The sequence below is a fragment of the Pseudooceanicola profundus genome, from assembly GCF_054919315.1.
Window position 1 is genome coordinate 2495848 of record NZ_CM142898.1, and the last position, 20768, is coordinate 2516615.

The window sequence follows — 20768 nt, forward strand, 5'->3', positions numbered from 1 at the left end:
CGCGGGGCCGGGGCGGGGAGGGGCGCAGGGGGCCATGGCCCTTGCCGGGCAGGGCCGCTTCGCGCTATCGGGCGCCATGCCCAGATATGCCCTGAAAGTCGAATACCACGGTGCGCCCTTTGCCGGATGGCAGAGGCAGGCCGACCAGCCCTCGGTGCAGGGGGCGATCGAGGCCGCGCTTGCGAAGCTGGAGCCGGGGCCGCACACGATTGCCGCCGCCGGGCGGACCGACGCGGGCGTCCATGCCACGGGGCAGGTGGCCCATTGCGACCTGCAGAAGGACTGGGACCCGTTCAAGCTGGCCGGGGCGCTGAACTATCACCTGAAGCCTTCGCCGGTGGCCATCGTGGCCTGCGCCGAGGTGGCGGAGGACTGGCACGCCCGTTTCTCGGCCATGGAGCGGCGCTATTTCTTCCGGCTGCTGATGCGCCGCGCGCCGGCCACGCTGATCGACGGGCTGGTGTGGCAGGTGGCGCAGCAACTGGATGCCGAGGCGATGCGCGCGGGCGCGGCCCACCTGATCGGGCATCACGATTTCACCACCTTCCGCAGTTCCATCTGCCAGTCTGCCAGCCCGGTGAAGACGCTGGACGAGATCACCATCGAGGAGGTCGAGGGCCAGTGCGGGCCCGAACTGCATTTCCGCCTGCGGGCGCGCAGCTTCCTGCACAACCAAGTCCGTTCCATCGTGGGCACGTTGGAGCGTGTCGGCGCGGGCTCATGGGCGCCGGAGCGGGTGAAGGACGCGCTTGAGGCGGCGGACCGCAGCCGCTGCGGCCCGGTGTGTCCGCCGCACGGACTTTACCTTGCGGGAGTGGGCTACCCCGACGATCCCTTTGCCTAGGGTTTAAGCGCCAGCATCCGGGTGAAGAGCGTGATCACGTAGTCTTCGGCCTCGGGGAAGGGGTCGGTGTCGCCGCTGCCGAGCACCGCACGCACCTGCACGTCGAAATCCGCGTAGTGCTGCGTAAGCGACCAGATCGAGAAGATCAGGTGGTAGGGATGGACCCGCTGAATGCGCCCTTCCTCCATCCATCTGCTCAAAACCTTGGCTTTTTCGTCCACCAGATCCTTCAGTTCGCCCTCTAGCGTGGGCAGGATATGGGGCGCGCCCTGCACGATCTCATTGGCGAAAAGACGTGATTCGCGGGGGAAATCGCGGCTCGCCTCCAGTTTGCGGCGGATATAGGCGAGGATTTCCTCCAGTGGATCGCCCTCCGGGTCCATCTCGCGCAGCGGGTCGAGCCATGTGTCCATCAGCGTGGCCAGAAGGTGCTGGTGGATCGCCTCCTTGGAGGGGAAATAATACAGCAGGTTGGGCTTCGACAGGCCCGCCGCCTTGGCGATCTGGTCGACGGTCGCGCCGCGGAACCCATTGGCGGAAAACACTTCCAGGGCAGCTTCGGTGATGGCCGCTGTATTGCGCCGCTGGATACGCGTGGTGCCGGCGGTTTGGTTCATGAAAACTTGTCTCGTCTTCTAATCTTAATGTGGGCAATTGTTCCGGGCGGGGAGGGGCTTGTCCAGACTGATCACAAATTGATCACTTGCCCCGGTGGCGGACCGTTCCGTCCGGCGCGGCGGCGATTTTCTTGACTGGCTACTGCCCTTTGATAGCGTGACTTTGACCGTTTGGTCAAATGCGACAGGCCGGCGTACCTTTGGGGACGACCGGCCGGAACGACAGGAAGGACGATCATGCCAGCCCCCGGTGAGAATTTCAGGATCAATGCGGACAGGCTGTGGGACAGCCTCATGGAGATGGCGAAGATCGGCCCCGGTGTCGCGGGCGGCAACAACCGCCAGACCCTGACCGACGAGGACGCCGAGGGCCGCGCCCTGTTCCAGACATGGTGCGAGGCCGCGGGCTGCACCATGGGCGTCGACAAGATGGGCACCATGTTCATGACGCGCCCCGGCACCGACCCCGACGCGCTGCCGGTCTACGTGGGCAGCCACCTCGACACCCAGCCCACGGGCGGGAAATACGATGGCGTTCTGGGGGTGCTGGCCGCGTTGGAACTGGTGCGCACGCTCAACGACATGGAAGTCCAGACCAAGCATCCGATCGTCATCACCAACTGGGCGAACGAGGAAGGGGCACGTTTTGCCCCGGCGATGATGGCCTCGGGCGTTTTCGCCGGTGAGATCGACATGGATTATGCCTATGGCCGCACCGACCTCGAAGGCGCGTCCTATGGTGACGAGCTGAAGCGCATCGGCTGGGTCGGTGACGAAGAGGTCGGGGCGCGCAAGATGCACGCCTATTTCGAATACCACATCGAACAGGGGCCGATCCTCGAGGCAGAGGAGAAATCCATCGGCGTCGTGACACATTGCCAGGGCCTGTGGTGGCTGGAGTTCACCCTGACCGGGAAGGAAGCGCACACCGGCTCGACCCCGATGGAGATGCGGGTGAACGCGGGTCTCGCCATGGGGCGGATCCTCGAGATGGTGCAGGAAGTGGCCATGGCCGCCCAGCCCGGCGCCGTGGGCGGTGTCGGCCAGATGAAATTCACCCCGAACTCGCGCAACGTGCTGCCGGGCAAGGTGGTCTTCACCGTCGACATCCGCACCCCCGACCAGGCCAAGCTGGACCGGATGCGGGCCGAGATCGAAACCCGCGGGGCGGCGATCTGCGAGGAACTGGGCGTCGGCTGCGCGATCGAGCCGGTCGGCCATTTCGACCCGGTGACCTTCGCGCCCGAACTCGTCTCGCGGGTGCGCAGTGCCGCGGAAACGCTGGGCCACAGTCACATGGATATCATTTCCGGCGCCGGGCACGATGCCTGCTGGGCCGCCAAGGTGGCGCCGGCGACGATGATCATGTGCCCCTGCGTGGGCGGGCTCAGCCACAACGAGGCCGAGGAGATCAGCAAGGAATGGGCCGCGGCGGGCGCCGACGTGCTGCTGCACGCGGTGGTCGAGACGGCGGAGATCACCGCCTGAGGCCTCGGGGGAGGGGGCTCTGCCCCCGCCGCCTGACGGCGGCCCCCCGGGATATTTGGGAACAGTGGATGACAGGGGCGGCAAACGCCCCGGCGGACATCAGGGAGACAAGAGATGAGCAAGGTGATCAAGGGCGGCATCGTCCTGACCGCGGACCGGCAGCGCGCAGCGGACGTGCTGATCGAGGGCGAGACCATCAAGGAGATTGGCGAAGACCTGAAGGGCGACGAATATATCGACGCCTCGGGCGCCTACGTGATCCCGGGCGGGATCGACCCGCATACCCACCTCGAGATGCCCTTCATGGGCACCACGGCGGCGGAGACCTTCGAGACCGGCACCTGGGCCGCCGCCGTCGGCGGGACCACGATGCTGATCGACTTCTGCCTGCCGGGCGAGGACGGGTCGATCAAGAACGCGATCCAGGAATGGCACCGCAAGTCGGCGCCGCAGATCTGCTCCGACATTGGCTATCACATGGCGATCACCGGCTGGAACGAACAGATCTTTGCCGAGATGAAGGATGCCGTGGACGCGGGCGTGAACTCCTTCAAGCACTTCATGGCCTACAAGGGCGCCCTGATGATCGAGGACGACGAGATGTTCGCCTCCTTCGCGCGCTGCAAGGAACTGGGGGCGCTGCCCATGGTCCATGCCGAGAACGGCGACCTCGTGGACCTGATGCAGAAGAAGTTCCTCGCCGAGGGCAAGACTGGGCCGGAATGGCACGCGCGCTCGCGCCCCGCCGAGTTCGAGGGCGAGGCCGCGAACCGGGCGATCACCATCGCCGATGCGGCGGGCGTGCCGCTCTATATCGTGCATGTCTCCTGCGAACAGGCGCATGAGGCGATCCGGCGCGCGCGCCAGAAGGGGATGCGCGTCTACGGCGAGCCGCTGGCGCAGTTCCTGACGCTGGATGAGGACGAGTACCTGAGCGAGGACTGGCTGCATTCTGCCCGCCGGGTGATGTCGCCGCCGTTCCGCGGCAAGGAGCATCAGGACGGTCTCTGGGCAGGCCTCCAGTCCGGCTCGCTGCAGGTGGTGGCCACCGACCACGCGGCCTTCTCCTCGAAGCAGAAGATGATGGGGCTCGACGATTTCACCAAGATCCCCAATGGCACCAACGGGCTGGAAGAGCGCCTCGCCGTGCTCTGGACCCGGGGCGTCGAGACCGGACGCCTGACGCCCGAGGAATTCGTCGCCGTCACCTCGACCAACGTGGCGAAGATCCTGAACATCTATCCCAAGAAGGGCGCCATCGTCGAAGGCGCGGATGCGGATATCGTGGTCTGGGACCCCAAGATCACCAAGACGATCTCGGCCTCGAACCACCATTCGATCCTCGATTACAACGTCTTCGAGGGCATGGAGGTCTCGGCGCAGGCGCGCTTCACCCTCTCGCGGGGCGAGGTGATCTGGGCCTGGGGCCAGAACTCGCAACCGCAACCGGGCCGGGGCCGCTTCGTGCCGCGCCCGGCCTTCCCCTCGGCGCACAAGGCGCTGTCGAAGTGGAAGGAGCTGAACTCGCCCCGCTCGGTCCAGCGCGATCCGCTGAACATTCCCGCCGGTATCTGAGCCGGACGCAGTGCAATATCCGGGTCCGCCAGCACGGGCCCGGCAAGAACCGACCGGCCAGACCCGCAGGGGCATTGCCGGCACAAGGGAGACAGGCGTGAGCCAAGCCACTGTCATAGAAGCGAAACATCTCGACCTCACGTTCCAGACCGCCGACGGGCCGGTGCAGGCGCTGCGGGACGTGACCCTTTCCATCGACCAGGGGGATTTCGTCAGTTTCATCGGGCCTTCGGGCTGCGGCAAGACCACCTTCCTGCGCTGCGTGGCGGCGCTGGAGACGCCCACGGGCGGCAGCCTGACGGTGAACGGGATGACCCCGGACGAGGCCCGGCGCAAGCGCGCCTACGGCTATGTCTTCCAGGCGGCGGGGCTCTACCCGTGGCGGACCATCGCCAAGAACATCAAGCTGCCGCTGGAGATCATGGGCTTCTCCAAGGCCGAGCAGGAGGAGCGCGTCGCGCGGGTCCTCGACCTCGTCGACCTCGCGGGCTTCGGCGGCAAGTTTCCGTGGCAGCTGTCGGGCGGGATGCAGCAGCGGGCCTCGATCGCCCGGGCGCTGGCCTTCGACGCCGACATCCTGCTGATGGACGAGCCCTTCGGCGCGCTGGACGAGATCGTCCGCGATCACCTCAACGAGGAACTGCTGAAGCTCTGGGCCCGCACCGGCAAGACCATCGGCTTCGTCACCCATTCGATCCCTGAGGCGGTCTACCTCTCCACCAAGATCGTGGTCATGTCGCCGCGCCCGGGCCGGATCACCGACGTGATCGAGAGCCCACTGCCGAAGGAACGCCCGCTCGACATCCGCGATACGCCGGAATTCCTCGAAATCGCCCACCGCGTCCGCGAGGGCCTGCGCGCGGGGCATGCCTATGACTGATCGCTTCGCTCCGAGTGCGACCTGCTGCGTCTCTGGGCCATCTGCCTGCTCCACGCGCCAAAGGGGAAACAGCGCCCGCGCTGTCGCACCCGCTGCGGCCCGAAGTGTGCCGGTAGCCCGGCGCACCCCGGTGCCGCCCCGCGCTTTGGGTGGGGAGGCGGGCTCCGCCTTCACCTTTCACGGTCATCGGCTCTCCAGCCTGTACCGCCCGCCCATGAAACGCGACAATCCTTTCATCTTTCTAAAAATACTCACTGCGCAGGCCCTGCCTCGGGCGCAGCGCAGTGAGTACTTGGGGAAAGATGAAGCCCGGTGGGCTACCTGCGCCGCGGGGGCTGTCTGATGCGCTCCATCGTTCCCGTTCTCACCGTCGTGGCGGTGATCATCGCGCTCTGGTACGCGGCCTGCGTGCCGATGAACATCAAGTTCGCCCTGACCATGGCCGAGCGTGAGGGCGCCGTCGTCGAGCCCGAGGGGGCCGCCGCGCGGCGTGACCTCTCGGCCATCGGGCTGGCGCTGCGCAATCCGGATCAATGGGGCGACACGCTGGCACAGGACAAGCCACGGCTGCCCGCCCCGCACCAGGTGCTGGTGGAGCTCTACGATACGGTGATCGACAAGAAGATCACCTCCAAGCGCAGCCTTGTCTTCCACGGCTGGGTCACGCTGTCGGCCACGCTTCTGGGGTTTGCCATCGGTACGGTCGGGGGCATCGTGCTGGCGGTGGGGATCGTCCACAGCCGGGCGATGGACATGTCCGTGATGCCCTGGGCCATTGCCAGCCAGACCATCCCGATCCTCGCCATCGCGCCGATGATCATCGTGGTGCTGAACTCGGTCGGCATCCAGGGGCTGCTGCCCAAGGCCTTCATCTCGGCCTACCTGTCGTTCTTCCCGGTGGTCGTGGGCATGGTGAAGGGGCTGCGCAGCCCGGACCAGATGCAACTCGACCTGCTCAAGACCTATTCCGCCAGCAAGGGCGCGGTGTTCTGGAAGCTGCGGCTGCCGGCCTCGGTGCCCTATTTCTTCGCCTCGCTGAAGATCGGCATCGCGGCGAGCCTCGTGGGGGCCATCGTGGGCGAACTGCCCACCGGCGCGGTGCGGGGCCTCGGTGCGCGGCTGCTGACGGGCAGCTACTACGGGCAGACGATCCAGATCTGGTCGGCGCTCTTTGCCACGGCGATCCTAGCGGCGCTCCTGGTGGCGGTGATCTCGGGCCTCGAGAGGGGCACGCTGAAACGGATGGGGCTGGGCCGATGACCCTGGTGATTGCAGCTCTCCTCCTCTGGGCGCTCGCCTGGGCGCTGAACGTGAAACTGGCCAACGGCCCGGGCGCGGAGAGCGCGGGCGTGAAACTGGCGGTGCCGGTGATCTTCGGGCTGACCCTGCTGGCGGTCTGGGAATTGCTGGTGCGGGGCCTCGACATCCCGCTTGTGATCCTGCCCGCCCCCAGCGTCATCGCCGCGCGGTTCCTGAGCGAGATCCCGACCCTCTGGGCCGATTTCGTGCAGACCTTCGTGAAGGGCGCGCTCTCGGGCTATGTCATCGGCTGCCTTGCGGCCTTTGCCACGGCGATCCTCGTGGACCGGAGCGATTTCCTGCGCCGCGGGCTGCTGCCGGTGGGCTCCTTCGTGGCGGCGCTGCCGATCGTGGGCACCGCGCCGATCCTCGTGATGTGGTACGGGTTCGACTGGCAGTCCAAGGCGGCGGTGGTCGTCGTCATGGTCTTCTTCCCGATGCTGGTGAACATCGTCGCCGGGCTGAACGAGACCTCGGCCATGCAGCGCGACCTGATGAAGACCTATGCCGCCTCCTACTGGCAGGGCTTCTTCAAGCTGCGCCTTCCGGCGGCCATGCCCTTCCTCTTCAACGGGCTGAAAATCTCATCGACGCTGGCGCTTATCGGCGCCATCGTGGCGGAATTCTTCGGATCGCCCATTGTGGGCATGGGCTTCCGCATCTCAACATCCGTGGGGCAGCTCGCGCTCGACATGGTCTGGGCCGAGATCGTGGTGGCCGCCATTGCCGGCTCTGCCTTCTACGGGACCGTGGCCCTGATCGAGAAGCGGGTCACCTTCTGGCATCCCTCGCAAAGAGGGTAACGACACCCCGCAAGAGCGGGGGACTAGACCAACCATGGGAGTAACATGATGAAGACGTTTCTGACCGGTGCCGCGACGGCGCTCGCCCTGGCCGCGCCGGGCATGGCCTTCGCCGCCGACGAGGTGAAGCTGCAGCTGCAGTGGGTCACCCAGGCCCAGTTCGCGGGCTACTACGTGGCGCTGGAGAAGGGCTATTACGAAGAGGAAGACCTCGACGTGACGATCCTGCCCGGCGGCCCCGACATCGCGCCGCCGCAGGTGCTGGCAGGCGGCGGGGCCGACGTGATGCTGAACTGGATGCCCTCCGCCCTGGCCGCCCGTGAAAAGGGCCTGCCGGTGGTGAACATCGCGCAGCCGTTCAAATCCTCCGGCCTGATGCTGACCTGCTGGAAGGACACCGGCATCACCGGCCCGCAGGACTTCAAGGGCAAGACCATCGGCGTCTGGTTCTTCGGCAACGAATATCCCTTCCTGTCGTGGATGAGCCAGGAAGGCATCTCGACCGACGGCGGCGATGACGGCGTGACCGTGCTGAAGCAGGGCTTCAACGTCGATCCGCTGATCCAGCGTCAGGCGGACTGCATCTCGACCATGACCTACAACGAGTATGGCCAGGTTCTGGACGCGGGCGTCTCCGAGGATGAACTGGTGACCTTCAAGTACGAGGATCAGGGCGTCGCCACGCTGGAAGACGGCATGTACGTGCTGGAAGACAACCTCTCGGACCCGGCCTTCAAGGACAAGATGGTCCGCTTCGTGCGCGCCTCCATGAAGGGCTGGAAATGGGCCGAGGAAAACCCGACCGACGCGGCAGAGATCGTGCTGGACTACGATGAGACCGGCGCCCAGACCGAAGCGCACCAGGTCCGCATGATGAGCGAGATCGCCAAGCTGACCGCGGGCTCCACCGGCGCGCTGGACGTGGACGACTACCAGCGGACCGTCGACACGCTGCTGGCCGGCGGTTCGGACCCTGTCATCTCGAAGGCCCCGGAAGGCGCCTACACGCTCGACATCACCGATGAGGCGCTGAAGTAATCACGCCCCCCTCGGGGCGACGCAACGGGCCGGGGTTTCCCGGCCCGTTTTGCGTTGGCGTGACCCGGTGCCCGTCCGCCTCGGCCTCGCGCGGTCTGGCACAGCAGGGGATCGCGGCCCCGCCCCGGTCCACGGCGGATCAGGGTCTAAGGACTGGATTTTCGCGCGGCCCCTGCGTTACCCTCGAGCCTTGAAAGGGGCCGTGGCCCCGGTGTTGCGAGGGAGGGGGCGATGGTATCTCGCCGGAGGATCATCCGCATGGCCGCGGGGTTCGGGCTAGTCGGGGCGGCAGGCTGCGCCCTGTCCGGGCGGGAACGGATGGCGCCCGACAGCCGGCTCATCGTGTTGCGCCACGCCGACCGTGCGGGCGAGGTCCTGACCGACAAGGGTGAGGCCCGGGCCCGCGCGCTGGTGACCGCGCTGGAGGGGCTTCCCGTCGATGCGATCTATACCCCCGGCATTCACCGCAACGAGCAGACGGCCGCCCCGCTGGCCGCGGCCCGCGGGCTGCCGCTTGAGACCCTCAGCGTCGAGGACCCCACGGCCGAGCTGATCCGACGGGGCGCGGGCCGGAGCGTGGTCTGGGTCGGCAACAAGAACAACCTCGCCGTGATCTGGGATACGTTGGCGCAGCCGGATCCGCCGCCGGTCGACTACGGCGATCTGTTCATCCTCGAAAGTGACACCGAGGGCCGGGTGCAGCTGGAACGCCGCCATGTGGCGGCAGAGGGCGGGTGAGGCGATGGCCTCCATGCCCGTCATGGCCGTCGCGGGCCGGTCACGGCACCCGCGACGCGATGGCAGCGGCCGCGAGGCTCTTGCCCCGGGCGGTTCTGCGACGTAACGCTGTGCCATGAGACTTCTATTTCTAGGTGACGTGATGGGCCGGGCCGGCCGCGCCGCGGTGGTCGAGAGACTGCCCAAGCTGCGCGAGGACTGGCGGCTCGACTTCGTGGTGGTCAACGGCGAGAACGCCTCGAACGGGGCCGGGTTGACCGGGGACCACGCCAAGCTGCTTCTGGACGCGGGCGCGGACTGCCTGACGCTGGGCGACCATGCCTTCGACCAGAAGGACATGCTGCAGTACATCGAGAAGGAGCCGCGCATCATCCGGCCCCTGAACTACGCCAAGGGCGCCCCCGGCAAGGGCTTCCGCGTCTTCGAGGCGCGGGGCGGGCGCAAGGTGCTGGTGACACAGGTGCTGGGGCAGGTCTTCATGAAGCGGCCCTTCGACGATCCCTTCTCGGCCATGGAGACGGTGCTGAAGACCCACCCGCGCGGCGGGCTGGTGCAGGCCTCGATCGTGGACGTGCACTGCGAGGCGACCTCCGAGAAGATGGCCATGGGCCACTACTGCGACGGCAAGGCGAGCCTCGTGGTGGGCACCCACACCCATGTCCCCACGGCGGATGCGCAGATCCTGCCCGGCGGCACGGCGCTGCTGTCGGACGCGGGCATGTGCGGCGACTACGACAGCGTCATCGGGATGGAGAAGGCCGAACCCCTGCGGCGTTTCATCACCGGGATGCCCAAGTCCCGGTTCACCCCCGCGGCGGGCGAGGCCACGCTGTCGGGTGTCTATGTCGAGACCGACGACCGCACCGGTCAGGCCACGCGCATCTGCATGGTGCGGCAGGGCGGGCGGCTGGAACAATCCGGGCCGTGACAGGGACTGCCGGCCGGGCGCGCGCCCGGCCATGGCCCCGTCTCTCCGGGGCCGGCGGCCGCTGCGCGGCCCGACATCCGACCCCTGCAAAGACCTCCCCGTGCCGCGTTTTGTCCGCGTCCTCCGCAGGTTGCATGCTTCCGGCACTGAAAAGGTCGCTTGAAAGACAGGGGGCTCGCCCAATAGAACCGTCTGAGGGGAGCCGGAGTCTGACATGAACCTGTTCGAGATGTCGCAGAACGGCGAGGCGATCCTCGCGCTGCTGGTCGTGGGCGCGATGTTCGTTCTTTTCGTGCGGGAAATCTATCCCACCGAGGTCGTGGCGCTTGCCGGGGTCTGCGTCCTGCTGCTCACGGGCGTGCTGCCCTATGACGCGGCGGTGGACGTTCTGTCGAATCCCGCGCCATGGACCATCGCGGCGATGTTCATCGTGATGGGCGCCCTCGTGCGGACCGGCGCGCTGGATGCCTTCACCCGGACCGCCGAGAAATACGCCGAAACCCATCCGCGCCTTGCCATCGCGGCGATGATGACCTTCGTCGTGGCGGCCTCGGCCGTGGTGTCGAACACGCCGGTGGTGGTGGTCATGATCCCGGTCTTCGTGCAACTGTCCCGCAAGCTCGGCATCATGGCGTCCAAACTGCTGATCCCGCTCAGCTACGGCGCGATCATGGGCGGCACGCTGACCCTGATCGGCACCTCGACCAACCTGCTGGTGGACGGCGTTGCGCGGGCGCAGGGCCTCGCGCCCTTCTCGATCTTCGAGGTGACGCCCATCGGCCTGATCGTCGTGGCCTGGGGCATGGTCTACCTGCTGACCGTCGGCCGATGGCTGCTGCCGAACCGGGACAGCATGGCCAGCCTGCTGTCCGACAAGTCGAAGATGAAGTTCTTCACCGAGGCGGTCATCCCGCCGGAATCGAACCTGATCGGTCGCGAGGTGACCTCGGTCCAGCTGTTCAAGCGCGAGGGCGTGCGGCTGATCGACGTGATCCGGGGCGACGACTCGCTGCGGCGCAACCTGCAGGGCGTGATCCTGCAGGTCGGCGACCGTGTCGTGCTGCGCAGCCGGATCACGGAACTGCTGAGCCTGCAGCGCAACAAGGGGCTCAAGCGCGTTGACCAGGTGGCCGCGATCGAGACCACCACCGTGGAGGTGCTGATCGCGCCGGACTGCAAGATGGTGGGGCGGACGCTGGGCTCCATGCGGCTGCGCCGGCGCTTCGGGGTCTATCCGCTGGCCGTGCACCGCCGGAACCAGAACATCGGCCGGCAGCTCGACGACCTCGTGGTGCGGGTGGGCGACACGCTGCTGCTGGAAGGCGCGCCGGACGACATCCGCCGCCTGAGCCAGGAGATGAACATGGTCGACGTCTCCAAGCCGGACGTCCGGGCCTTCCGCCGCGGCCATGCGCCGATCGCGATCCTCTCGCTCTTCATGATCGTAGGCCTTGCCGCCGTCGGCGTGGCGCCGATCCTGATGCTGGCCGTCTTCGCCGTGGCCGCCGTGCTGCTGACCCGCTGCATCGACGCGGACGAGGCCTTCTCCTTCGTCGATGGCCGGCTGCTGGCGCTGATCTTCTCGATGCTGGCCATCGGCGCGGCGCTGGAGGCCTCCGGGGCCGTGGAGCTCATCGTGAGCGCGATCGCGCCCCTGTTGCAGAACCTGCCCGGCGTGGTGGTGATCTGGGCGATCTACCTGCTGACCTCCGTGCTGACGGAACTGGTGTCGAACAACGCCGTCGCCGTGGTGGTGACGCCCATTGCCATCGGCCTCGCGCAGGCCATGGGCATCGACCCGCGCCCGCTGGTGATGGCGGTGATGATCGCGGCCTCCGCCTCCTTCGCCACGCCCATCGGCTACCAGACCAACACGCTGGTCTACGGCCCGGGCGGCTACAAGTTCTCGGACTTCCTGAAGGTCGGCATTCCGCTCAACCTCTCCATGGGGGTCATCGTCTCGGCGCTGATCCCGGTGTTCTGGCCGCTCTGAGGGCTCAGAACCCCCAGACCAGCAGGATCGTCGGGATCGAGACCGCCACCACGAGGATCTCCAGCGGCAGGCCGATGCGCCAGTAATCCCCGAAGTGATAGCCCCCGGGGCCGAGGATCAACGTGTTGTTCTTGTGCCCGATCGGCGTCAGGAAGGCCGAGGAGGCCGCCACCGCCACAGCCATCAGGAAGGGATCGGCCGAGACATCCAGTGCCTGCGCCATCTGGATGCCGATCGGGGCCGCGACGATGGTCGTGGCGGTGTTGTTCAGCACGTCCGACAGCGTCATCGTCACCAGCATCAGCGCGGTCAGGATCGCCCATGCGGGCCAGCCCTGCGTCAGCTGCACCAGCCAACCGGCGATGAGCTGCGTGCCGCCGGAGGCCTCCAGCGCCGAGCCGAGCGGGATCATCGAGCCCAGCAGGACCACGACCGGCCATTCGATGTGATCGTAGAGTTCGTTGATCGGCACGATGCGCAGCAGAAGGTAGCTGATCACCACGAGGCCAAGCGCAATGGGCAGGCTCAACAGGCCGAAGCTGGCAATCGCCACCGCCCCGGCGAAAAGCCCGATGGCCGCCCACGTCATGCGGTCCTGCGTCACGGCGAGGCCCCGGCTGGCCAGCGTGAGGCAGCCCAGCCAGTCGATCACGTCGGGGCCGGTGTCCTTGGGTACCAGCAACAGCAGGATGTCGCCCGGCTGCACCTCGGTCTTGCGGACCTGTTCGGTGATGCGGCGACCCTGCCGCGAGATGCCCAGCAGGACGGCCCGCTGGCGCCAGCTCAGCCCGATCTCCTGCGCGGTGCGCCCGTTGATCCGCGCCTCGGCGGGGACCACGACCTCCAGCATGTCGAGCCCCTCGCCATCGGCACGCAGCAGCTCCTCGCGCTTCTCGTCCGAGAAGGTCAGCGCAAGCGCGGAGCGGAATTCCTCCAGCGCGCCGGGCGTGGCCTCCAGCACCAGCGCGTCGCCTGCCTGAAGCAGGTTGTGGCGCGCGTTGCCGTAGAGCCGCCGGTCGTTGCGGATCAGGCCGATGATGGCCACGTCGGCCTTGTCGGCGATCTCGGTCAGCTCGGCCACGCGCTTGCCGATCTGCTTGTTGCCCTCGGGGATCGTCAGCTCGGCCACGTAGGGCTTGAGGTCGCCGCTGCCCGCGGCACTCGCGTCCTCGCGGGTCGGGATCAGGCGCCAGCCGATCAGCGCCACGAAGGCCAGCCCGGCCAGCGCGGTGAGCCCGCCCACCGGGGCGAAGTCGAACATCCGGAAGGACTCGCCGAGCGCCTTCTCGCGGTAGGAGGCGATGATGATGTTGGGGGGCGTGCCGATCAGCGTGGCCATGCCGCCGAGGATCGTGGCGAAGGACAGCGGCATCAGGCTGAGCCCCGGGGAGCGGCCCGCCTTGTGCGCGGTCTGGATGTCCACTGGCATCAGCAGCGCGAGGGCGGCGACGTTGTTCATGAAGGCCGAGAGAACCCCGCCGATCCCGCCCATGATCGCGATATGGGTGCCGAGCCGCCGGGAGCTGTCCACCAGCGTCCGGGTGATCAGGTAGACCGCGCCGGAGCGCACCAGCCCGGCCGAGACCACGAGGACGAGGGCCACGACGATGGTCGCCTCGTGGCCGAAGCCGGTGAAGGCGTCCTCCTCCGGCACCACGCCAAGGGCGACCCCCGCCATGAGCGCGGTGAAGGCCACGAGGTCATAGCGCCAGCGGCCCCAGAGCAGCAGGGCGAAGACGGCGAAGAAGATGGCGAAAAGCGTGGTCTGTTCGTAGGTCATGGGCGCCCTGAAAGTGAAGCCGTATCCCGCGGCACGGCATCCAGAGCGTAGCGCGGCCCGGGCGCCGGGCAAGGGCCGCGGTCCCGTGGCCCCGTCGGCGGCGGAAGACCCGCGGGCCCCGTCCAGGGGGCTTCCGGGCGGCGTCGAGACGGGCGGCGGCGCGCTAGGTCCGGTACAGGTCGCCCGGCCAATCGAGGGGGCAGGACCGGTGCCGAGCCGTGCTGCAGGTGGTTTCAGGGCGGAATATCCCCGGTTTCCTGCGCTTCCCGGGCGGCGGACCCCCGCGGGATATTGCAGGCCGGCCCCCGCATGGGATATGGACGCGCGAACTGCACGACAATCCTGATACCAGATCTAACAGACGACGGAGGGCAGCCATGGCGGGCCATTCTAAGTGGGCGAACATCCAGCACCGCAAGGGGCGGCAGGACGCCGCCCGGTCGAAGCTCTTTTCCAAGCTCTCGAAAGAGATCACCGTGGCCGCCAAGATGGGCGACCCCGATCCTGACAAGAACCCGCGCCTGCGCCTCGCGGTGAAGGAAGCCAAGTCGAGCTCGGTCCCCAAGGACGTGATCGAACGGGCGATCAAGAAATCGCAGGCGGGCGACGGCGACGACTACGAGGAAATCCGCTACGAGGGCTATGGCCCCAACGGCGTGGCGATCATCGTCGAGGCGATGACCGACAACCGCAACCGGACCGCCTCGAACGTGCGCTCGACCTTCTCCAAGAACGGCGGCAACCTCGGCGAGACCGGCTCGGTCGGCTTCATGTTCGAACGCAAGGGCGAGGTGGTCTACCCCGCCAGCGTGGGCGATGCCGATGACGTCATGATGGCGGCCATTGAGGCCGGCGCCGAGGACGTGGAAAGCTCCGAGGACGGGCACGTGGTCTACTGCGCGGACACCGACCTCGCGGCGGTGGCCAACGCGCTGGAGGAACAGCTGGGCGAATCGGATTCGACCAAGCTGATCTGGAAGCCGACCACCACCACGGACATGGACCTCGAAGGCATGCAGAAGCTGATGAAGCTGATCGATGCGCTCGAGGATGACGATGACGTGCAGCGCGTCACCGCGAACTTCGAAGCCTCCGACGAGGTGATGGAGCAGCTCTGAGGGCTGCCCCGGACCGGCCCGCCGCCCACGCGGGGCAGGCGGGTCTGACCCGACGGCGCGCCTGCGGCGCACACGATGTTTTGCCCGGCCCCTCCTGCGGAGGGACCGGGCGGCCTCCGGCGGGGAGCGTTGACGCAAGAAAACGATTTCGGCGTCCCCGCGCCCTCCGAGGCAGGGTCCCATACCTTTTCTTGCCGCAAATATCCCCGCCGGAGGCTTGGCCCGCAGGGCCAATCCTTGACTTTCCGCGCGCATCCATGTGTATCGGCCCCTGTTCCGAACCGCGTTTCGCGCCATCCCGAAGGAAGAGACCATGCACGCCTTTCGCAGCCATACCTGCGCCGCTCTGACCAAAGCCAACGTGGGCGAGACCGTCCGCCTTTCGGGCTGGGTGCACCGGGTGCGCGATCACGGCGGCATCCTCTTCATCGACCTGCGCGACCACTACGGCACCACGCAGGTCCTCTGCGATCCCGACAGCCCGGTCTTCGCCGAGGTGGAGAAGGTGCGCTCGGAGTGGTGCATCCGGATCGACGGCGAGGTGAAAGCCCGTGCCGAGGACCTCGTGAACCCCAAGCTGCCCACCGGCGAGGTCGAGGTGTTCGTCCGCGACATCGAGGTGCTGGGCGCCGCGAAGGAACTGCCGCTGATGGTCTTCGGCGATCAGGAGTACCCGGAAGAGACCCGGCTGCGCTATCGCTACCTCGACCTGCGCCGCGAGGTGATGCAGAAGAACATGACCCTGCGCTCGGACGTCGTCGCCTCGATCCGCAAGCGGATGTGGGACAAGGGCTTCCGCGAGTACCAGACGCCGATCATCACCGCCTCCTCGCCGGAAGGCGCGCGCGACTTCCTCGTGCCCTCGCGTCTGCACCCGGGCAAGTTCTACGCGCTGCCGCAGGCGCCGCAGCAGTTCAAGCAGCTGCTGATGGTCTCGGGCTTCGACAAGTATTTCCAGATCGCGCCCTGCTTCCGCGACGAGGACCCGCGCGCCGACCGTTCGCCGACCGACTTCTACCAGCTCGACATGGAAATGAGCTTCGTCACCCAGCAGGACGTTTTCGACACGATCTCGCCGGTTCTGGCGGGCGTCTTCGAGGAGTTCGGCGGCGACAAGACCGTCGACGCCCCCGAGAGCTGGCCGCAGATTTCCTATGCCGATGCCGCGCTCTGGTACGGAACTGACAAGCCCGACCTGCGCAACCCGATCAAGATGCAGGTCGTGAGCGAGCATTTCGCAGGCTCCGGCTTTGCCATCTTCGCCAAGCTGCTGGAGCAGGAAGGCACCGAGATCCGCGCCATCCCCGCCCCCAAGGGCGGCAGCCGCAAGTTCTGTGACCGCATGAACGCCTTCGCCCAGAAGGAAGGTCTGCCGGGCATGGGCTACATCTTCTGGCGTGACGGCGCCGACGGCATGGAAGCCGCCGGTCCGCTGGCCAAGAACATCGGCCCCGAGCGCACCGAGGCGATCCGCCAGCAACTGGGCCTCGGCGTGGGCGACGCGGCCTTCTTCCTCGGCGGCAAGCCGAAGTCCTTCCAGACCGTCGCGGGCAAGGCCCGGACCGTCATCGGCGAAGAGCTGGGCCTGACCGATCTGAACCGGTTCGCCTTTGCCTGGATCGTGGACTTCCCGATCTACGAGAAGGACGAGGAAACCGGCAAGCTGGACTTCGAGCACAACCCCTTCTCGATGCCGCAGGGTGGCATGGAGGCGCTGCAGGGCGATCCGCTGGAGGTCAAGGGCTTCCAGTACGACCTCGCCTGCAACGGTTACGAGCTGGTCTCGGGCGCGATCCGGAACCACAAGCCGGAGATCATGTTCAAGGCCTTCGAACTGGCGGGCTACCCGAACGAGGAAGTGATCAAGCGCTTCGGCGGCATGGTCAACGCCTTCCAGTACGGCGCCCCCCCGCACGGCGGCTGCGCCACCGGCATCGACCGCGTCGTCATGCTGCTGGCCGAGGAGCAGAACATCCGTGAGGTGATCCTCTTCCCGATGAACCAGCGGGCCGAGGACCTGATGATGGGCGCGCCCTCCGAGCCGACGCCGGAGCAGCTGATGGAACTGAACCTGCGGGTCATCCCGCAGGAATGATCCGCGCCGTGGCGTCCTGCGCCAGATGAGGATTAAGCTCTCAAGGCCGGCCCCGATTTCGCGGGTCGGCCTTTTTCACAGGATTTGCACCACGCGCGGGGACAGCCCATGTTCGATGCCCTCCGGGATGCCGGGTTCGATGTTCTGACCAAGAACCACGCCGAGGCGATCCTCAGCGTGGATTTCCCCACCGAGACGGCGGAGCTGATCGGCGCCCTGATGCGGGTGTCGATCCCGGCGGCGGAGCTGATCGCCTCGGGCGGGGGCGAGGCGAAATCGACCCAGCGGATGCGGCGCGAGCTGTCCTCTGCCGGGTGGGCCAAACACAACTTCCGGATCGAGACCACGGTGGACGGCGTGCCCGTCGGCGATGGCACCAGCCACGAGATCGACCATATTCGCCGCGGGCCCAAGGGGCTGCTGGCGCTGGAGATCGAGTGGAACAACAAGGACCCGTTCTTTGACCGGGATCTCGAGAACTTCCAGCGGCTGCACGCGCAGTCGATCATCTCGGTCGGGATCATCGTGACCCGGGGGGCGGCGCTTCAGGCCGCCATGGCGGGCACGGTGGAGGGCTTCCTCAAGCGGGCGGGCATCTCCTCGGAGGAGGGGCTGCTGGCCTACGGCATGAAGGAGCGCACCGCCCGGCAGCGCAATTTCGTCGCCAAGGCGCAGGCGCAGGGCGATGACTTCGCCACGGCCTTTGCGCGGTTCTTCGTGATGGACAAGTACGGGCCGTCCTCGACCCACTGGTCCAAACTGGAGGCCCGGGTGGCCCGCGGCGTGGGCAATCCCTGTCCGCTGCTGCTGATCGGCCTGCCGGAGGGCACGGTGCGCGAGGCCGCGGAGGCCCCGGAGGAGGAGCCGCGGCTCTTCTGAGGCGCGCGCTCCGCGGCGGGCGTCAAGGCGGGGTTTTCCGACGGGACTGACGGGACCCTGCGAGGGAGGCCTCGAGGCGGGGGCCGAGGCGGGGGCATTGAAACACGCGCGGGTCATGCGCCCCGCAGGGCGGCGCGAGGCCCTCCGGCGCGGGCGGGTTTATTCCGCCGCCACGCCCGAGTTGTAGGAATAGGTCTTCCAGTTCGGCTTGTAATCCGCATCCGCCTGGTTGCCCCAGACCGTCCAGCCGTCGCGCACGCCCCGGCCGAAGAGTTCGAGGTAGGGGCCCCAGGAGCAGCTCTCGATCAGCTCGTACTGTTCGTCCGGCTTGCGCGAATGTTCGCGCTTGCGGGTCTGGAGCATGTTCACCTGGCTGCGGCCCGGTGGCAGGGTGCGGGCGTTCTTGCCCCGGGTGCCGAAGAGCAGAAGCTCGGTCACGTTGCGGAAGTAGAAGCCCACGCCGCGCCCGTCCGAGCCGCCGTCCTTGCGGATCTTGTGCCAGACTATGTTGGACTTGTACTCGAACCCCCAGGCGGAGAGCACCTGAAGCCCTTCGGGCAGCAGGGCATTGGGCACCCACATGTAGCAATGCGCCCGGTCCTCGAGATACTCCTCGACCGGCAGGGCACAGATGTCCTCCAGCGTCATCGTGGGATAGCGCGACAGCCGCTTGTGTTCCGGAGCGACCTTGCCGGTCCGGTTGGCGAACCGCCACGGCGGATCGGCCATGACGCAGGCGAACCGATCCTTGCCAAGGAAGTCGCGCAAATCTTGAGAGGGGGTGCTGGACATGTCCTAGATATAGCCCGGCCTTGGGGAAGCTGTCATCCGGGAACGATAGGGGAACACGCCGGTCACGGCAACCGGCTTGGACGTCCGTGACGCGCGATTGCGCGAAAAAGCAGTGGAAAAGTCCGGCGCGGTGGGGCGCGGCCCCGCGCGACGGCACACCCCCGGCCGGTTCAGGCCGGAGGCGCCAGTCGGACATGGCTCAATCGTCGTGCAGCGCGTCTTCGCGTTTCTTCTCGACGAGCTTCTCCTCGGTCGCCTTGTGGTCGAGGAATTTCTTGCCGAAGGCGTCATTGTGCTCGGCCCCGATCACCTTCTTGGCGCGGGTGAAGACCTCGTCTTCCTCCTCTTCCATATGGTGTTCGTAGTCGTGCTTGAGGGTCTTGAAGCGGGTCAGCCAGCCGGGCGAGGACATGTCCATCTCGCGCAGCTCTTCGAGGATCTCGTCCATCTCGGCATGCTCATGGACCGAGTGGCGGGCGGCGTCCTGGCCCCAGGTGTCCTCCATCAGCTTGGAGTAGAAGGTCTCTTCCTCCGCGGCCGAGTGGGACTTGATGTCGTTGTAGAAGGCATCCCAGGCCTCGCGGCGGGTGTCACTGTCGCCCGAGGTTTCGGCGATCGTGTTCAGCCACTCGCGATGGCGGTCGTGGTCTTCCTTGATGGCGTCGTAGATGGACGGCATGGGCCCCTCCTGTCGGTTGCTGTCTGTCGGGCAACGGAGGAGGGGGGCGTTCGGTTCCGGATAAAGGGCGCGGCGTGGGCATTCTGCCCGCGGTGTCTTCTGAACGGGCCGGCCTTGCTCCGGGTCAGGTCTGGCTGAGCAGCACGATGGCGTAGATCAGCGAGAGTGCTCCGGCAGCAAGGATGACGGTGTCGATCCCAATACGGGGAAGGCGACGGCCGTTGCTGCCAAATTGCTTCATAACATTATCCTCTTTAAATCTGACAGCCTGCTTATCGGCGCGCATTGTGGCGGCATTGGGGAGGATTTGCGCCGGGGATCGCGTCTTTTGCGGGCGCGGTGGAGGGCGCCTCTTCCGCCCGGTTGCGGCGCTGATAAGGTGGCGCGAAATCCGGGGCCGGAGGGCCCCGACAGACTAACCCGGAGGCCCGACGGCCCCGAGAGACCGTAGAGAAGGATGCCGAGAATGCGTGAGGACCGCCCCCGCGGGCCCGTCGTCGAGGGCTGGCAGGTGCCGCTCGCCCCGCCCGCCGACCTTGTGCTGGAGGGCCGCTGCGTCCGGCTGGAACCGCTGCAGGCCGAGCGTCACGCGGCGCTGCTGCATGACCAGTTCGACGGGCAGGACTGGATCTGGGACTACATGGGCTATGGTCCGTTCCATTCCGCCGCTGCCTATCACCGCTGGATGCACGGGGTCGAAGACGGGACCGATCCGAAGTTCTTCGCGCTCTGGGAGCTTGAGACGAAAGCCTGCGTCGGCGTCACCTCCTACCTGCGGATCGCGCCCGAGGCCGGGTCCATCGAGGTCGGCAACATCCACTATGCGCCCGCCCTGCAACGCACCCGCGCCGCGACCGAGGCGATGGCGCTGATGATGCAATGGGCCTTCGATGCGGGCTATCGCCGCTATGAGTGGAAATGCGATGCGCTGAACATGCCCTCGCGCCGGGCGGCGCAGCGGCTGGGGTTCAGCTACGAGGGCACCTTCCGCAAGCACCTGATCGTCAAGGGTCGCAGCCGTGACACCGCGTGGTTCGCCATCACCGATGACCAGTGGCCCGCGCTGAAGGAGGCCTACGACGTCTGGCTCTCGCCCGCGAACTTCGATGGTGAGGGCCGCCAGCAGGAGAGGCTGGGCGATCTGACCCGCCTCGTGCGCGTCTCGGGCGATCCGCTTCAGGGCTGAAGCTCAGGTCCGGGGAAACGCAAACGGCCCGCGTCT

Annotated in this window: 19 protein-coding genes; 14 read left to right on the plus strand and 5 right to left on the minus strand. The window is 67.1% G+C overall.

Features of this window, described 5'->3' with window-relative positions:
* Positions 1 to 76: 76 nt before the first annotated feature.
* Positions 77 to 844 (plus strand): tRNA pseudouridine(38-40) synthase TruA, encoded by a 768-nt coding sequence (gene truA / locus ACX9MO_RS11385; protein ID WP_462211921.1) that lies wholly within the window; start codon positions 77 to 79, stop codon positions 842 to 844.
* On the opposite strand, the gene ACX9MO_RS11390 is transcribed toward truA, so the two are convergent.
* The gene (locus ACX9MO_RS11390; RefSeq protein WP_222493461.1) at positions 841 to 1461 is read right to left on the minus strand and encodes a TetR family transcriptional regulator C-terminal domain-containing protein; all 621 of its coding nucleotides are present in this window, start codon (positions 1459 to 1461) and stop codon (positions 841 to 843) included. The genes truA and ACX9MO_RS11390 overlap by 4 nt on opposite strands.
* 237 nt (positions 1462 to 1698) lie before the next feature.
* Between ACX9MO_RS11390 and ACX9MO_RS11395 the strand changes: the two genes are divergently transcribed.
* The 9 genes from ACX9MO_RS11395 (at position 1699) to ACX9MO_RS11435 (ending at position 12203) form a co-directional block, all read left to right on the plus strand.
* Positions 1699 to 2949, plus strand: coding sequence for a Zn-dependent hydrolase (locus tag ACX9MO_RS11395; protein ID WP_462211922.1), 1251 nt, complete (start codon positions 1699 to 1701; stop codon positions 2947 to 2949).
* Positions 2950 to 3063: 114 nt separating this feature from the next.
* On the plus strand, positions 3064 to 4524 hold the full coding sequence (gene hydA, locus ACX9MO_RS11400; RefSeq protein WP_462211923.1) for a dihydropyrimidinase: 1461 nt from the start codon (positions 3064 to 3066) through the stop codon (positions 4522 to 4524).
* Positions 4525 to 4621: 97 nt separating this feature from the next.
* A complete protein-coding gene (locus tag ACX9MO_RS11405; protein WP_462211924.1) occupies positions 4622 to 5404 on the plus strand; it encodes an ABC transporter ATP-binding protein in 783 nt (260 codons plus the stop codon).
* Positions 5405 to 5746: 342 nt separating this feature from the next.
* A complete protein-coding gene (locus ACX9MO_RS11410) occupies positions 5747 to 6664 on the plus strand; it encodes an ABC transporter permease (protein ID WP_462211925.1) in 918 nt (305 codons plus the stop codon).
* The gene (locus ACX9MO_RS11415; protein WP_222493452.1) at positions 6661 to 7506 is read left to right on the plus strand and encodes an ABC transporter permease; all 846 of its coding nucleotides are present in this window, start codon (positions 6661 to 6663) and stop codon (positions 7504 to 7506) included. The genes ACX9MO_RS11410 and ACX9MO_RS11415 overlap by 4 nt, the downstream gene beginning before the upstream one ends.
* Before the next feature lie 48 nt (positions 7507 to 7554).
* Positions 7555 to 8544 (plus strand): ABC transporter substrate-binding protein, encoded by a 990-nt coding sequence (locus tag ACX9MO_RS11420; RefSeq protein WP_222493451.1) that lies wholly within the window; start codon positions 7555 to 7557, stop codon positions 8542 to 8544.
* A 231-nt stretch (positions 8545 to 8775) separates the two neighbouring features.
* Complete coding sequence (locus ACX9MO_RS11425) at positions 8776 to 9282, plus strand: histidine phosphatase family protein (RefSeq protein ID WP_462211926.1); 507 nt, start codon at positions 8776 to 8778, stop codon at positions 9280 to 9282.
* 115 nt (positions 9283 to 9397) lie between these two features.
* The gene (locus tag ACX9MO_RS11430) at positions 9398 to 10210 is read left to right on the plus strand and encodes a TIGR00282 family metallophosphoesterase (RefSeq protein WP_222493449.1); all 813 of its coding nucleotides are present in this window, start codon (positions 9398 to 9400) and stop codon (positions 10208 to 10210) included.
* Between the two features lie 214 nt (positions 10211 to 10424).
* Positions 10425 to 12203, plus strand: coding sequence for an SLC13 family permease (locus ACX9MO_RS11435; RefSeq protein ID WP_462211927.1), 1779 nt, complete (start codon positions 10425 to 10427; stop codon positions 12201 to 12203).
* A gap of 4 nt (positions 12204 to 12207) precedes the next feature.
* On the opposite strand, the gene ACX9MO_RS11440 is transcribed toward ACX9MO_RS11435, so the two are convergent.
* On the minus strand, positions 12208 to 13983 hold the full coding sequence (locus ACX9MO_RS11440; protein WP_462211928.1) for an SLC13 family permease: 1776 nt from the start codon (positions 13981 to 13983) through the stop codon (positions 12208 to 12210).
* 377 nt (positions 13984 to 14360) lie between these two features.
* Here ACX9MO_RS11440 and ACX9MO_RS11445 point away from each other — a divergent pair, with 377 nt between their 5' ends.
* The 3 genes from ACX9MO_RS11445 (at position 14361) to ACX9MO_RS11455 (ending at position 18075) form a co-directional block, all read left to right on the plus strand.
* Positions 14361 to 15101, plus strand: a complete 741-nt coding sequence (locus ACX9MO_RS11445; protein ID WP_462211929.1) for a YebC/PmpR family DNA-binding transcriptional regulator — start codon at positions 14361 to 14363, stop codon at positions 15099 to 15101.
* A 313-nt stretch (positions 15102 to 15414) separates the two neighbouring features.
* Positions 15415 to 17196 carry an aspartate--tRNA ligase gene (aspS, locus tag ACX9MO_RS11450; RefSeq protein WP_222493443.1) on the plus strand — a complete coding sequence of 594 codons (1782 nt, stop codon included), beginning with the start codon at positions 15415 to 15417 and terminating at the stop codon, positions 17194 to 17196.
* 108 nt (positions 17197 to 17304) lie between these two features.
* Entirely contained in the window at positions 17305 to 18075 is a 771-nt protein-coding gene (locus ACX9MO_RS11455; protein ID WP_462211930.1) for a BglII/BstYI family type II restriction endonuclease, read from the plus strand.
* Positions 18076 to 18234: 159 nt separating this feature from the next.
* Here ACX9MO_RS11455 and ACX9MO_RS11460 read toward each other — a convergent pair whose 3' ends face one another.
* From ACX9MO_RS11460 to ACX9MO_RS11470, 3 genes are all read right to left on the minus strand, one after another.
* On the minus strand, positions 18235 to 18867 hold the full coding sequence (locus ACX9MO_RS11460; RefSeq protein WP_462211931.1) for an MT-A70 family methyltransferase: 633 nt from the start codon (positions 18865 to 18867) through the stop codon (positions 18235 to 18237).
* A gap of 199 nt (positions 18868 to 19066) precedes the next feature.
* Positions 19067 to 19546 carry a hemerythrin domain-containing protein gene (locus ACX9MO_RS11465; protein WP_222493438.1) on the minus strand — a complete coding sequence of 160 codons (480 nt, stop codon included), beginning with the start codon at positions 19544 to 19546 and terminating at the stop codon, positions 19067 to 19069.
* 124 nt (positions 19547 to 19670) lie between these two features.
* Complete coding sequence (locus ACX9MO_RS11470) at positions 19671 to 19832, minus strand: hypothetical protein (RefSeq protein WP_462211932.1); 162 nt, start codon at positions 19830 to 19832, stop codon at positions 19671 to 19673.
* 180 nt (positions 19833 to 20012) lie between these two features.
* Here ACX9MO_RS11470 and ACX9MO_RS11475 point away from each other — a divergent pair, with 180 nt between their 5' ends.
* On the plus strand, positions 20013 to 20732 hold the full coding sequence (locus ACX9MO_RS11475; protein ID WP_462211933.1) for a GNAT family N-acetyltransferase: 720 nt from the start codon (positions 20013 to 20015) through the stop codon (positions 20730 to 20732).
* Positions 20733 to 20768: the final 36 nt, after the last annotated feature.